This window comes from Candidatus Magnetobacterium casense (assembly GCF_000714715.1).
Taxonomy (GTDB): Bacteria; Nitrospirota; Thermodesulfovibrionia; order Thermodesulfovibrionales; family Magnetobacteriaceae; genus Magnetobacterium; species Magnetobacterium casense.
Genome location: NZ_JMFO01000016.1, coordinates 1 through 13877, shown reverse-complemented (window position 1 = coordinate 13877; position 13877 = coordinate 1). Strand labels below are relative to the sequence as shown.

Annotated in this window: 14 protein-coding genes and 2 tRNA genes; 13 read left to right on the top strand and 3 right to left on the bottom strand. The window is 46.9% G+C overall.

The features are described 5' to 3' along the window. Positions 1 to 30: 30 nt before the first annotated feature. Positions 31 to 107 (bottom strand) — tRNA-Asp (locus Mcas_RS09565). A gap of 46 nt (positions 108 to 153) precedes the next feature. Then, positions 154 to 229, bottom strand: a tRNA-Val gene (locus tag Mcas_RS09560). Positions 230 to 359: 130 nt separating this feature from the next. Here Mcas_RS09560 and holA point away from each other — a divergent pair. From holA to Mcas_RS09525, 8 genes are all read left to right on the top strand, one after another. Further along, on the top strand, positions 360 to 1226 hold the full coding sequence (gene holA / locus Mcas_RS09555; RefSeq protein WP_162176296.1) for a DNA polymerase III subunit delta: 867 nt from the start codon (positions 360 to 362) through the stop codon (positions 1224 to 1226). A gap of 131 nt (positions 1227 to 1357) precedes the next feature. Beyond that, positions 1358 to 1825 carry a coiled-coil domain-containing protein gene (locus tag Mcas_RS09550; RefSeq protein WP_040335312.1) on the top strand — a complete coding sequence of 156 codons (468 nt, stop codon included), beginning with the start codon at positions 1358 to 1360 and terminating at the stop codon, positions 1823 to 1825. Positions 1826 to 1897: 72 nt separating this feature from the next. Continuing rightward, on the top strand, positions 1898 to 2272 hold the full coding sequence (locus Mcas_RS09545) for a response regulator (RefSeq protein WP_040335311.1): 375 nt from the start codon (positions 1898 to 1900) through the stop codon (positions 2270 to 2272). Then, on the top strand, positions 2269 to 2904 hold the full coding sequence (locus Mcas_RS09540) for a hypothetical protein (protein ID WP_040335310.1): 636 nt from the start codon (positions 2269 to 2271) through the stop codon (positions 2902 to 2904). Before Mcas_RS09545 ends, Mcas_RS09540 begins: the two co-directional genes overlap by 4 nt. Before the next feature lie 10 nt (positions 2905 to 2914). Beyond that, positions 2915 to 3895 carry a sensor domain-containing diguanylate cyclase gene (locus tag Mcas_RS09535; protein WP_052567098.1) on the top strand — a complete coding sequence of 327 codons (981 nt, stop codon included), beginning with the start codon at positions 2915 to 2917 and terminating at the stop codon, positions 3893 to 3895. A 16-nt stretch (positions 3896 to 3911) separates the two neighbouring features. After that, entirely contained in the window at positions 3912 to 5399 is a 1488-nt protein-coding gene (locus tag Mcas_RS09530) for a DEAD/DEAH box helicase (protein WP_052567097.1), read from the top strand. Continuing rightward, a complete protein-coding gene (locus Mcas_RS18710) occupies positions 5369 to 6037 on the top strand; it encodes a DEAD/DEAH box helicase (protein WP_052567096.1) in 669 nt (222 codons plus the stop codon). The genes Mcas_RS09530 and Mcas_RS18710 overlap by 31 nt, the downstream gene beginning before the upstream one ends. Further along, positions 6018 to 6692, top strand: coding sequence for a DUF2290 domain-containing protein (locus Mcas_RS09525; protein WP_040335309.1), 675 nt, complete (start codon positions 6018 to 6020; stop codon positions 6690 to 6692). The genes Mcas_RS18710 and Mcas_RS09525 overlap by 20 nt, the downstream gene beginning before the upstream one ends. A gap of 48 nt (positions 6693 to 6740) precedes the next feature. On the opposite strand, the gene Mcas_RS09520 is transcribed toward Mcas_RS09525, so the two are convergent. Continuing rightward, positions 6741 to 9830, bottom strand: coding sequence for an efflux RND transporter permease subunit (locus Mcas_RS09520; protein WP_052567095.1), 3090 nt, complete (start codon positions 9828 to 9830; stop codon positions 6741 to 6743). Positions 9831 to 10046: 216 nt separating this feature from the next. Here Mcas_RS09520 and Mcas_RS09515 point away from each other — a divergent pair, with 216 nt between their 5' ends. From Mcas_RS09515 to Mcas_RS09500, 5 genes are all read left to right on the top strand, one after another. Then, positions 10047 to 10538, top strand: a complete 492-nt coding sequence (locus tag Mcas_RS09515) for a DUF29 domain-containing protein (protein WP_081853751.1) — start codon at positions 10047 to 10049, stop codon at positions 10536 to 10538. Positions 10539 to 10840: 302 nt separating this feature from the next. Next, complete coding sequence (argJ, locus tag Mcas_RS09510) at positions 10841 to 12034, top strand: bifunctional glutamate N-acetyltransferase/amino-acid acetyltransferase ArgJ (protein ID WP_040335308.1); 1194 nt, start codon at positions 10841 to 10843, stop codon at positions 12032 to 12034. A 135-nt stretch (positions 12035 to 12169) separates the two neighbouring features. After that, complete coding sequence (locus Mcas_RS18705) at positions 12170 to 12550, top strand: Fic/DOC family N-terminal domain-containing protein (RefSeq protein ID WP_200873674.1); 381 nt, start codon at positions 12170 to 12172, stop codon at positions 12548 to 12550. Further along, the gene (locus Mcas_RS09505; protein ID WP_200873673.1) at positions 12550 to 13302 is read left to right on the top strand and encodes a Fic family protein; all 753 of its coding nucleotides are present in this window, start codon (positions 12550 to 12552) and stop codon (positions 13300 to 13302) included. The genes Mcas_RS18705 and Mcas_RS09505 overlap by 1 nt, the downstream gene beginning before the upstream one ends. Positions 13303 to 13479: 177 nt before the next feature. Further along, the coding region (locus Mcas_RS09500) for a transposase (protein WP_162176295.1) at positions 13480 to 13877 on the top strand (398 nt) is incomplete at its 3' end.

The following is a 13877-nucleotide window of genomic DNA, read 5'->3' as shown; positions in this document are numbered from 1 at the left end:
TATTGACTCACCGGCTAACAATTATTAAAATGGCGGGGCGGACGGGGCTCGAACCCGCGACCTCTGACGTGACAGGCCAGCGTTCTAACCGGCTGAACTACCGCCCCACTGCTAAATCTCTCTCGTTTGTCCTCTTATTCCCCAACTAAGTTATGGTAGGCGGAACAGGGCTTGAACCTGTGACCCCAGCCTTGTAAGGGCTGTGCTCTCCCAACTGAGCTACCCGCCCACATCATAAACTACAGAGGTATTATTACATATATTTTTGGGTTTGTCAAGCAAAATTTAGAGGATACAAAAAATCTTGCTCTAAAAAAACTCCTGTGATGATATACTATAAGCGATGGAGCAATATAATAGTGTTTGATGATTTTTTGAAAGAGAAGGCGGAGGGGTTTCCTGCCGCCGTCTATATGCTCGGTTACACGGAGGAGTTTTTCTTTGCACAGGCCCTGATGCTCTTGCGGCAGGGACATGCCGAGCTTGAGGTCTTTGACCTCGATGACAAGGTACAGGGGGTATCGATGCGGACTGTCGTGGAGGCATTGAATCAGGTGTCGATGTTTTGTCCAAGACCCTGTGTGGTGCTCAAGAACTACCAGAAGATCAAAAAGGCCGACCAGACTCTTTTGGCCCGATACATAGACAATCCCTCAAGTCGTTCCATACTGGTGCTGTGTTACAGCGGCGATTCAAAGAAGGTCGATACCAGGGGCGTCAAACACATCACCCTGGACCTCAAAAAAACCGCCCTCCCCGCATGGGTCAAGGAGCGTACCGCCCATTACGGCATAAAGCCCTCGCAGGAACTGATACGGTTTATCTGTGACATCTACGCCGATGACCTGTTGACGTTGGATAACGAACTCAATAAGCTCTCACTGCTGGGTAAGAAAGAGTTGTCGCTGGAGGACGCCTGTGAGTTGTTCTACGGAACCAAGCAGTACAGCCCGTTTCAGTTGACAAAGGCCATAGCCGAGGCAGACGTTGGCAAGGCAGTGACGATTTTTAGAGGATTGCAGGAACACTCTGAACCATTTGTGCTCCTGGGCGCCATCAACTGGGAACTTAAAAAGCTGAACCTGCCCCCAAAGATAGCGCTCAGGTGCTATGAACTACTCTCCGATGCCGACATCCAGGTCAGGGCAAATCCCGATTATCCCTTTGAGCTGCTGATTTCCGGTCTGTGCAGTGCCCTGAAACGAAACAGACCACCTGCACGCTAACCTGACATATGCCTACAAAATTCCTATGCTCCCGTTGAGATAAAGCCGCATGTTTACTCGTATAAAAAGAACTGCAAAAAAGTGGTTGTTTTTTCTTTAACTAAGATGGTACAATTTATATCATGTTAGTAATGCTTGACACATTTAAGACGGTTAAAAACCTTAAAGATGCCGGCTTCTCTGAAGAGCAGGCGAAGAGTCTTACTGATGCCCTAATTGAAATACAATCTGCAAGCGTGGAGCATCTTGCAACAAAAACAGACCTGATGACTATAAAGTCTGAACTGAGAGACGAAATCGCAAAACTCAGGGAAGACATGGCAAGGCTGGAAGGCAGAGTCAACACAAGACTCTCCGAAATGGAAAGCAAGTTCGATGTAAAGTTCTCTGCTATGGAAAACAGATTCTCTGGATTGGAAAACAAGGTATCCGACTTGGATAGCAGGGTATCCGGCCTGGAAAACAGGATATCCGGACTTGAAGGTAAACTCGACAGCAAGATATCCGACGCTAAATCAGACATTATCAAGTGGGTGGCAGCCATGCTTGTGGCTCAGTCTGCATTGATAGCTGCCCTGGTGAGGCTGTTATCACACTGAGGCTGTTATTACCGATGACAGCGGTAGGTCTGTCTCACCAAACTTTAACACATATACTAAGGAAGGTGCTTGATGGCTTTTTCGATACTGGTCGTTGATGACTCGAAAACGGCACGATTTATGATCAAAAAAGAGCTGTTGTCGATTATCACGGAAAAAGAGGTGGCCTTTACAGAGGGGGCAAGCGGTAAGGAGGCAATCGATAAATGTCTTAATGAGAGTTATGACCTTATATTCCTGGACCTTACAATGCCCGATATTACCGGATACGACGTCCTTGAGACTCTTCAAAAACAAGGGGTGAAGACAAACACTATCGTTCTAAGCGCTGATATACAACCCGGGGTTAAAGAACGGGTCAAGGCTTTAGGCGCTGTTGGATATTGCAAAAAGCCGTTTTCACACCAGGTGCTGGTTACCATACTTAAGGAGAACAATCTCCTGTGATCAGCTTCAGTGAGGACGAATATGACTTCTTAAAAGAGGTCTTTAACCTTGCAATGGGGCAGGCTGCCTCTGATCTTGCCGTGTTGTTGAACTCATTTGTAGACATGCGTGTCCCTGACATAAAAATAGTAAAGGCAGAAAAAGTGGTAGAGGCCATCATCGGAGATGCCTCCTGCTGGAGAGACGAACCGGTAACTGCAACTCGCCAGACCTTCTACGTTGATAGCATTGCAGATGGTGAGGCCATTATAGCCTTTGATGACCAGACCTTCGACAACGTCTCCAAACTCATAGGCTTTGAAGCAAAAATAGACCGCCAATATAAAATCGAACTGATGTTTGAAATGACCAATATAATGGTCAGCGCATGTCTCAATGGTATTTCAAATCAACTGTTTGGTAAAGACATGTCCTTTGCCCCACCCATGCTACTTTCTGAAAACAAAACCTATAAAAAAATTATATACGGCACATTTCAGCGCAGTCAGCTACACTGGGACCACACCATGTTGGCTAATATAACGTTTAAACTAAAAAATGAATCCTTTAGGAGTGAGATGCTATTATTTTTGTCTGAAAAATCAATCCTTGCAATACATAAATCTATAACTGGGAAACTTTCGGAGTTATAGGGTATATATTATGGTTGTGTCTATAGATGACTTTATAAGCAGGGCTATAATAGACAACCTCAACACGGGTATCGTGGTCATTGACCTGTCCTACAACGTGGTGATGTGGAACAACTTTATGGTCAAGTACGGTGAGCTGTCAAAGGAAGAGGCATTGGGCAGGAATCTCTTTGACATATTTCCGTATTTGCCAAAGGGGTGGCTGGAGCTTAAGTTTAAAAGTGTGCAGATACTAAAGGGGTATTCCTTCATATCATGGAAACAAAGGGCATATCTATTTAAGTTTCTCCATAATCGTCCCATAACCGGTAATGTAGATTACATGTTTCAGGACTGCACTTTTTTGCCAATCCTGGATGAAAACGCACAAGTAACAAGCATCTGCATCATAGTGCAGGACATGACCGATATAGCCATCTCCCAGAAGATGATTGACGAGGTGCTTGACGCCAATAAGATGCTTCAGCAGTTGTCTTACTATGACGGTTTGACTAACATATACAACAGGATGTATCTGGAAAAGCTGCTTGAGAGGGAATTTGAACATGCAAAGGCAGAAGACATCCCCTTTTCGGTCGTCATGTTTGACCTGGACCACTTCAAGAGGGTCAACGACACCTATGGGCACCTCGCAGGGGATGACGTGCTAAAGGCGGTTGCAAAGACGGTTGCTAATCACCTGCGGCAGGCAGATATCCTGGGCAGATACGGTGGAGAGGAATTCCTTATCATCGTACCTAATCTGTCCCATGCTGAACTGATGTTGTTCTGCCAGCAAATAAGAACCTCCATAGAGGAGACGGTTATACAGCACAACGGTATAGAGATAAGGGTCACCCTGAGCATTGGTATTGCCCCCTACCGTGAGAGTATGACGGACTACCTGCAGATCGTCCACGAGGCAGACATCGCCCTGTATCAGTCCAAAAAGCTAGGCCGAAATCGCGTGACAAGCTATGTGCAGATAGACGAAGTAACCTGTGAGGAGTAGATAAAACGTCAAAAAAATGATAGAAACCTTCAAAGGTATAACTCACAAACCAGTTTCAACGTCAGGACTGGTTAAGTACTTTAAGGCTCATCCGGAGTTAGACGGACACTTGTATGTTGGATATCCCATTTTCTTTGTGGGAGGGGAGAAATCAACAATTGACGCATTGTGGGTTTCACAAAGATTTGGTGTAGTCGTCTTTGACGTAATTGAGGGTACAGAGCTATATGGTAGAACCGATAATTTTCAAGATGAACTATACATGAAATTTAGTACCTTTTTATCGCAACATGGCACTCTAAACATAAAAAGACAGCTTGCCGTAGAAATTGAAGTAATTACATATGCACCCTACTGTGATATCAACGTTAGTAAAGGAACCAACACAGCAAGAAATGACAATGAATTGACCGATATATTGAAGGAACTACGGCAATGGCAACATGGCACATTATATGAATCTGTAGTGTCAGTAATTCAGTCTGTATATAAATTAAAACCACCAATAAAGAGAAAAAATATCGAAAGAAATGATTCCAAGGGTGCTATATTAAAGCGATTAGAAACCACAATTGCGAACTTGGACCAAGAGCAGGAAAAGGCTGTAATTGAAGCATACCAAGGGATTCAAAGGATCAGGGGACTGGCAGGCTCGGGAAAAACGGTTGTCCTTGCGTTAAAGGCGGCCTATTTTCACGCACAGAACCCCGATTGGAAGATCGCAGTTACATTTCATACCAGGTCTTTAAAGGGGCAGTTTACGGAACTGGTCGAGAGGTTTTGTTTAACCAAAACCGGAGAAGTGCCTGACTGGCAGCAACTGAGAATTATTAACGCATGGGGCAGTCCTAACAATACCGGAATATATTATGAGCTATGCAAAGAATATGGAGCAGAGTACATGGATTTCAAATCAGCAGTAGCGTTTCGGAACTCTACACAATCCAATGATAAAAACGTTTTTGATGTTGTTTGCACAAAGCTGTTAACGGATACAAATGATTTTAATGAAACATACGATGCCATCTTTGTTGATGAGGCACAAGACCTGTCTGAGTCATTTCTGAATATATGTTTTAAGATACTCAAAGAGCCTAAAAGGCTCATCTACGCCTACGATGAACTACAGAGACTTAATGAAGGCTCGACGCTAAGAAATCCAAATCAAATCTTTGACAGAGACGCAAATGATACAATCCTTTATAAGTGCTACCGAAACTCTCGGCCTTTATTGGTTACTGCCCATGCCTTGGGCTTTGGAACTTATAGAAAAGAAGGATTAGTACAGTTTTTTGATCAACCACAGCTATGGAGAGATGTTGGCTACACAATAAAAGAAGGCAGGTTAGAGGCAGGCAACATGGTTCGCCTTTATCGCACAAGTGAGTCATCTCCAGAGTATTTAGAGAATCATTCCAGTATGGACGATATCTTGAGCTTTAAAACCTTTGACAATCCCCAACAACAAGCAGAATGGATAGTAGAACAAATAAAAAAAATATAAAAGAAGATGAGCTTTTATATCAAGATATTATTGTCATAAATCCAGACCCGCTAACCACTAAAAAAGAAACGGGAATGATTCGCTCATTATTAATGAGTAATGATATAAACAGCCATATCGCAGGAGAATTTGATGCCGATATATTTTTCAGAGAGAACTCAATAACCTTTACTGGGATCAATCGTGCGAAGGGTAATGAGGTTGCTATGGTGTATATAATTAATGCCGGCTATTGCCATGGTGATACTCTTGTAGGCGATCTGTATCAAAACCCTAATCTCATAAAGAAAAGAAACATCATCTTTACGGCAATTACCAGGAGTAAGGCATGGGTGAGGGTCTGTGGACTTGGAGATAGGATGAACATGTTGATCGATGAATATAATGCAGTAAAAAATAACGCATTCGAACTTCAATTCAGATATCCCACAGCTAAGGAAATTGAGAAAATGAATCTTATTCATAGAGACTTATCAGAAACAGAAAAACAAAAGATAAACCAGGATATAAGCAGTTTCAATGATATGCTTAAAATAATAGGAAAAATAAAATCCGGGGAAAATTACGTTGAAGATTATCCTAAAGACATGCAAGTTGCTTTGCTTGCGTTACTAGAGAATGAAAAAAGAAATATTTAATCAAATACAAAAAATTACCATTGAGTTAATAAAAAATACTATCTCAATAGCACAAAATTACCCTGTTATCAAAAAGGGGAATAACAATGTCGAAGAAATTGTATGGTATGGATTTAAAAATATTTCCTTCACGTTGAAAAACCTTAAGTATGATGAGATATATGATGAATGTCGTAAGGAAAGAGAATATAACTTTCTCTTATTAGATGGTGCAATAGTGCAGATGATGTACAAGTTTGAGAAAAACAACCTTTTGAAACATCGTTTGGCTTTTTACTCAAGCCCGGATTTAGAAAGATATCAGACAGACCCTGAAACATATGAAGAAAGACATTATGGCAATCAACTTTTCGCTGATGTTATAGCAGAAAAAGTCATTCCTTTTCCCTTAAGATTCGATTATGACAAAAGCGATGAGAATTTCATACAATGTGATCACCCCTACTGTCACTCAACACTTGGAAACTATGACAATTGCCGTATACCAGTATGTTCACCGCTCTCACCCAATCGCTTTATACAATTTATCTTGAGGAGTTTCTATTTTGATAAATACAAGGAGTGTTTCAGCGATGATATGTTTAGTTGCGATTTAAACCTTGAAAGAACAATCAAACCATTAGAAACAAAACTTCTCCACTTTAATGTCTTTTGAGGGGTGGCTCAATTGTCGCACCCACCCCTGCCACAAACCGCCCCTTTCTTACTTCTTCCCAAATATCCACGTGCTCATGTCATCAAACAACTCATATGCTGCGGGCACGGCAAAGAGCGTCAGAAACAACGACGTGGCAAGTCCCCCGATTGTGGCGATGGCCATTGGGGAGCGTGTCTCCGAGCCTTCGCCAACGCCCATGGCTATGGGTAGCATACCAAAGATCATGGCAACCGTGGTCATCATAATGGGGCGAAGACGCACGGGGGCTGCCTCGATTATCGCCTCATGGGTCTTGTAACCGCGCTCCTTGAGCGTATTGGTGTAGGCAACGATGAGTATGGAGTTCTTCTTGACAAGCCCCATCAGAAGGACCAAGCCAATGAAGCTGAATATGTTGAGCGTCTTGCCGGTCAGTAACAACGCCCCAAATGCCCCGATAAAAGACAACGGCATCGCCAGCAGTACCGTCACGGGATGAATGAAGCTCTCAAACTGCGCTGCAAGTATCATGTAGGCCATCACTACCCCCAAAAATATGGCAACGGTCAGGTAATAAAACGACTCCCCCATGAACTCCGCTATCCCCTTGTATATCGTGGTATAGTCGGGGGGCAGCACGCCGTTTGCGATTTCGTCCAGTTGGGATGTTGCCTGCCCCATTGGGATGTTTTCAAGGTTTGCAAACAGAAAGATTGCCCTCTGTCTGTTGACCCTGATAATGCTTGTTGCTGAGGCGCCTTCTGTGACCGTTACCAGGTTTGACAACTCTATGAGTGCCCCGCTCCTGGAACGGACATAGAGGTTTGCGATTGCCTTGGGTTGTGCCCTGTCCTGCTGGTCTAACCTGACCCTGACGTTATAGCGTCTGCCCCTGGAGCTGTCCTTGTAGTGTGTGATATCGGTCTCACCGCCAATAAGAACGTTTATGACCTCTGCCACCGTTGCCACGTCCACGCCCAACTCCGCAGCCCTGTCCCGGTCAATGATAACTCGCACCTCCGGCTTGCCCTCCTCAAAGGAGGTATCAACGTCAACGATTCCAGGCAGCTTTGAAAACTTGTCTGTTATCTCCTTCATGTAGGTTTTAAGGGCATTGAGGTCACCACCACGTACTATAAACTGGATCGGGGCATTTCTCAATCCACCGCCTACGATTGAGATGTCCTCAACCGTTGCCTTCAGTCCGGTGACGCCCTGGGACAGGAGTCTTCTGATATCGGCCTTTACCTGCTCCTGGGTCTTCTTTCTCTCACCCCTGGGTAGCAGCCCAATAAACATAGACCCCTTGTTTATTTCGCCCGTCATCTCAAATCCCTGAGCATAGAACACGGTCTTGACCTCTGCCACTGCACTTACAATCTCCTCGGCCTTCTGAAACATGCCGTCAACGGCCTCTACCGAGTAATCAACCGGGGCCTGCAGGCGCACCACAAAACGCCCCTGGTCCTCCGGCGGCACCATCTCCTTGCCTATGAACTTCGTGATATACAGGCTGAAGGCAAATACACATCCGGCTAGAAACAGCACCTTTAACCTGTGCCGCAGCGCCACGATCAACATAGCCTTGTATGAGCGCTCAATACTGCCGTGCAATGCCTCAGACCATTTGTGAAACCACCTGCCAAGGGCCGTCTGTTTATGCCGCGGACGTATAAACCTCGCCGCCAGCATGGGCGTCAGCGTAAACGAAACGAGCATCGATACCAAAACGGAAAAGACCACGGTCAACGCAAACTGCAAAAAGAACCTCCCGATAAGCCCCTTCATAAAGGCCACGGGCAGAAATATCGCCACAATGGAAAAGGTCGTCGCCACAACGGCCATACCGATTTCGGAGGTGGCCACGTGGGATGCCTTTACGGGGTCATCGCCGGCCTCCACGTGGCGGTAGATGTTCTCTATCACGATGATGGCGTCGTCTATGAGGATTCCGATGCACAGAGACAGCGCCAACATGGTCATGTTATTGAAGGTAAACTTGTAGTAATTCATTAACGCCAAGGTCGAAATAATGGACGTTGGGATGGCAATTGCGCTTATCAGGGTCAGGCGCAGGTTGCCCAGGAACAGGAGCACGGCCAGCGACGCAAACAGTCCCCCATACACCAGGTGGTGTTGAACCTCACTGATGGATACCTTTATAAACGTGGACTGATCAAAGCTGATATCGAGGGACATGCCCGGGGGCAGGGTCTTTCTGATCTTTACGAGTTCCGCCTTGACCCTGTCAACGACCTCGACGGTGTTTGTCCCCGATTGTTTCTGTATGCCGATGCCCACTGACATGTGGCCATTAAAGCGTGCCACAGAGCGTTTTTCCTCCATACCGTCCTCGACCCTGCCAACGTCCTTGAGGCGGACAGTGGCCCCGTTGCGGGATACCAGGATTAGGTCGTTAAACTGGTTGGGATGTGTGAATTCGCCCTTTACCTTTATCGAGTATTCCTTGGAGTTGCCTTCGATCCGTCCGCCGGGGAGTTCGACGTTGCCACGTCTGAGGGCGTTGAGCACGTCGTCGTAGGCGATTTCGTATGCCTTCATCTTTGTGGCATCCAGCCATATCCGCACCTGCCGCAGACGCAGACCGGCCATACTCAACGCCCCAACGCCGTCTATCTTCTGGAGTTGTTCCTTTAGTGTTTCGTCGGCATACGTGGATAACTCGCGTACTGATCTCTTTACTGCTCCCGGGTGCTCCTGGGCAGTGAGGGCTAACCACATTACCGGATTGGCGTCGGGGTCAACCTTCTCGATGGTTGGTTCTTTGATATCCTGGGGCAGTTGTGCCCTGACCAGCGACAGTTTTTCTCGCACGTCGGCCACGGCCAGGTTTATGTCCCTGTCAAGGACGAACTCCACCGTTGTGATCGACGTGGACTCATAGCTCGATGACGTGATCGACTTGACGCCGTTGATGGTGTTGATTGCCTCTTCGATCTTGTCTGTGACATCGATGTCCATGATTTCCGGGCTTGCACCGGGCAGTCTCGTGGTGATGTTGACAATGGGAAAGTCCACCCGCGGCAGGAGGTCTACCCCAATATCGGGATAGCTCACGACTCCCCAGAGTACAAGGGCAAGGATAAACATCGTGGCAAGGACGGGCCGCCGTATGGAGGTATCAGCTAACCACATGGCTCAAGATTTTCAACCTTCGTTTTCATGTTCACGGTGTATTTTACATCTACCGCCATTGATATAACAAGCCTAAAAAAAACTCCTCGCTACCTTATGGCAACCTCATTTGGTCTGAGGGGAGGGCGGAGCCGCTCCCCTTCTTTCTTCCGGTCAAATGCGACTGCCCTGGCTTGCCACCTTGACACCTCTCATGGATAATGTTAGTATATAACTATGGATACCTTAACAGCTAACGACACGCTTACGGCTTCTTCACTACTCCAGGACACTCCTGGTCGTACACTCTATGAGGCTGATTTTTACCTGTGGGCGTTTCATAATGCCGACCTGCTGAGGCAGGGCAGATTTGCGGAGATAGACCTGGAAAATATAGTAGAGGAGCTGGAGAGCATGGCCAGAAATAACAACCGAGAGCTGTTGAGCCGATTGACGGTGTTAATAATGCACCTTCTGAAATGGCAGTATCAACCAAGACTGCGTTGTGGAATTTGGACTGCAACAATAGGTAACCAAAGAACCGAAATTAAGTACTTGCTTGGGGATAGCCCTAGCTTAAAACATAATATAGAAGCCGTTATTGCTAAAGGATTCATAGCAGCCAAACGAGAATTTGAAGCTGAAACGGGAATTAGCGCCAGACAATTACCTGAGACCTGCCCCTATGCATTTGAACAGTTGATGGATTATGGTTTCCGGCCCGAATAGCCCCGATCAAACCGGATAACCCCCTTGAGGGTAAAGATTGTCTTCCTGAAAGTGTGTCGTCGGCATACGTGGAAAGCTCCCGCACAGACCTTTTTATAGCTCCGGGGTGCTCCTGGGCAGTGAGGGCCAGTCCCCTTGACCCCTTCCTGCGCAGGTGTAAATCTCCGAACTATTACAAGCATCTTGCCATGGCCGTGTTGGAGTCTGTTATTGATGTTTTTAATGGTTTTAGTTTAGTATATCAGCATGACATTGTCACATTAATTTTTAAGGTAACAATACTGCTATAAAGGGGACACAGAGTGCAAGAGAGTGAACACAAACTACCCAAGGGATTTATAATCACCACGGCGGAGGCGGCAATCAAGGCTCCCGGTCGCCGGGATATCGTTGTCATATCATCCACGACGCCTGCAGCGGCAGCGGGCGTGTTTACAAGGAACGTGGTAAAGGCCGCCCCCGTCCTACTGGATATGGAGAGGCTCAGGGACGGTTGTGCGCAGGCCGTTGTCATAAACAGCGGCAACGCAAACGCCTGCACGGACCGTCAGGGAGTTGCTGCCGCCGTTGAGATGTCTGCCATAGTCGCCGATGCCCTGCACATTGCCGTGGACAACTGCCTGGTGGCGTCCACCGGGGTGATTGGCGTACAAATGCCGATGGAGCGGATCAAGCCGGCACTGCATGAGTCGCTGGCCAATCCCGTCAACAGAACGTTGCTGGATGCCGCATCGGCAATCATGACCACGGACACCTTCCCCAAGGCCGTCTCCAGAGACATAGAGCTTGGCTCCTGCACTGCCACCGTGTCGGCCATCGCAAAAGGAGCCGGCATGATAGCCCCGGATATGGCCACGCTGTTGTGCTTTGTCATAACCGACCTGAACATCGACCACACAGCCCTGCAACTGGCCCTGACGGAGACCGTGGATAAGACCTTTAACAGGATCACCGTTGACGCCGACACCAGCACCAATGACACCGTTCTGGTACTGGCTAACGGTCAGGCCGGCAATGAGCGGGTGGTTGCACACGGGTATGGGTTTTATTCCTTCAGGGCGGTGCTTCAGGAAATGCTCATGGAGTTGGCTGTTATGTGCGTTAAGGACGGCGAGGGTGCCACCAAGTTTGTCACCATAAAGGTCGCCGGTGCAAGCAGCGATGCCGATGCCAACAGACTTGCACGGACCGTGGCCAATTCCCTCCTGGTCAAGACTGCCATCTGTGGCGGAGACGCCAACTGGGGCAGGATCATGGCCGCCATCGGATACTCCGGCGTGGCGTTTGACCCCAACTGCGTCGATGTCTATTTTGATGACGTGCTGGTGGTCAAGGACGGCTACGGCGCAAACAACGACTCCATGGCCTACGAGGTCTTCAAAAAGAACGACATTGTCATAACCATCAATATGAACGCAGGTCAGGGCGCTGCAAAGATTTTCACCTGCGACCTCACGGAAGATTACGTCAGGATCAACGCGCACTACAGGAGTTAGACTGCCGTATCTGCGTCTATAGCGTGTTTCGATTGCATACGATACAAAAAAAGAAAGGGGCGGCTCCGCCCCCCTTCAGAACCCCCCGCAAGGGTACCAGTCCCCTTGACCCCATAAAAATGCCGTCGGTATACGATGGCACCATTTGATTATCACTACAATAGGTTCCCTCCAGCGGGACTTGGGCTTGAGAGGATCATCGCACTGATAGGTCCTGCCTCTGCGGCGGTTGCACGCTACGATGGCATCCTGTCGGCGATTCCAAATGCCAATGTCTTGCTCAGTCCCCTGACGACACATGAGGCCGTGCTCTCATCCAGGATCGAGGGAACGCAGGCAACCATGCAGGAGGTGCTTGAGTTTGAGGCAGAGGGAGAGTCAAAGGCGTTTTCCAGCGCAAAGAGGGCAGATATTGACGAAATCATCAGCTACAGAAACGCGTTGAATCATGCCGTTGATATGCTCCAAAAGCTGCCTCTTTGCCAACGACTGGTCTGTGCACACACAGGATATTGATGGACAACGTCCGCGGGTACAACAAATCACCAGGTCTCTACAGACAAGTGCCAAACTGGATTGGTCCCAGGGGGTGCTCCATTGAGGAGGCGACCTTTGTCCCGGTATCTGCCGACAAACTGCTCGAGGCAATGAGCCGGTGGGAGAAGTATGTAAACGACGACAAGGTGGTTGACCGGATTGTTCAGTTGGCCATCCTGCACGCAGAGTTTGAGGCGTTGCACCCCTTTCTGGACGGCAACGGACGTATCGGGCGGATGCTTATCCCCCTGTTTCTGTATCAGGCAGGTCTGTTGCAACGACCGATGTTTTATATCAGCCAATACCTTGAAGCTAACCGGGATGAGTATTATGGCAGGCTCCTGGCAGTCTCCAGGGATGATGATTGGACGGGATGGTGTGTTTTCTTTCTTAGAGCCGTGTATGAGCAGGCCGTCAAAAACGGCTCCAAGGCAACGGCCATCATGCAGCTATATAATGAAATGAAGAAAGAATTCGCTGAACTTACACATTCTCAATATGCAATTCACTCGCTGGACTGGATATTTGGACGACCTGTCTTTAAGGGCAGTGACTTCATAAAACAGTCTGGTATCCCCAAGGCAACTGCTTCAAGGATACTCAGCCTGCTGAAAGAGAAAAAAATCTTGAGCGAAATTGTTCAGAGCACTGGGCGAAGGTCATCCACCTTTGCTTATACCAGACTCTTGAGTATCACGGAGGGCTATGATTTCTTTGCGTCTCATGTATGAGATACAAAAGAGTTTGTGTCTCATGAAAGACAAAATATGAGACGCAAGTTTTTTCTATACGGAAAGTTACACATAAATTAGCTTGAGCCTCTTGCAAAACTCCTAAACTAAACCTTTTTTAGTTCTCTTTGTGCTATAATATAACACCTAAATATAATAGATTAAAAGGAGAACATAATGTTATTAGAGAGTATATCATGGTTAGCAGGAAATATACAACGGGTACTGTTCCCAGAGTTGGAAGAAATACTTACCGATTCAATAACCAAGAAACAAAAGCAGTTAGTTACAATCCTGGAGATAGTTCAGATAGAAAGACATATGTGGTGGGTAGACAGTCAATGCATAGGTCGTAAACTCAAGGAGAGGTATGCAATTGGCAGAGCGTTTGTAGCCAAAGTTGTCTATAATTACCCTACGACAAGTCTTTTGATAGAATCTCTAAAAACGATGCCAAATCTGAGAAAGATATGTGGATTTGCTAAAATACAAGATATACCATCAGAATCAACATTCTCACGTGCTTTTGCTGAATATGCACTACATGGGATAGGTGATAAAGTGCATGAAGCGTT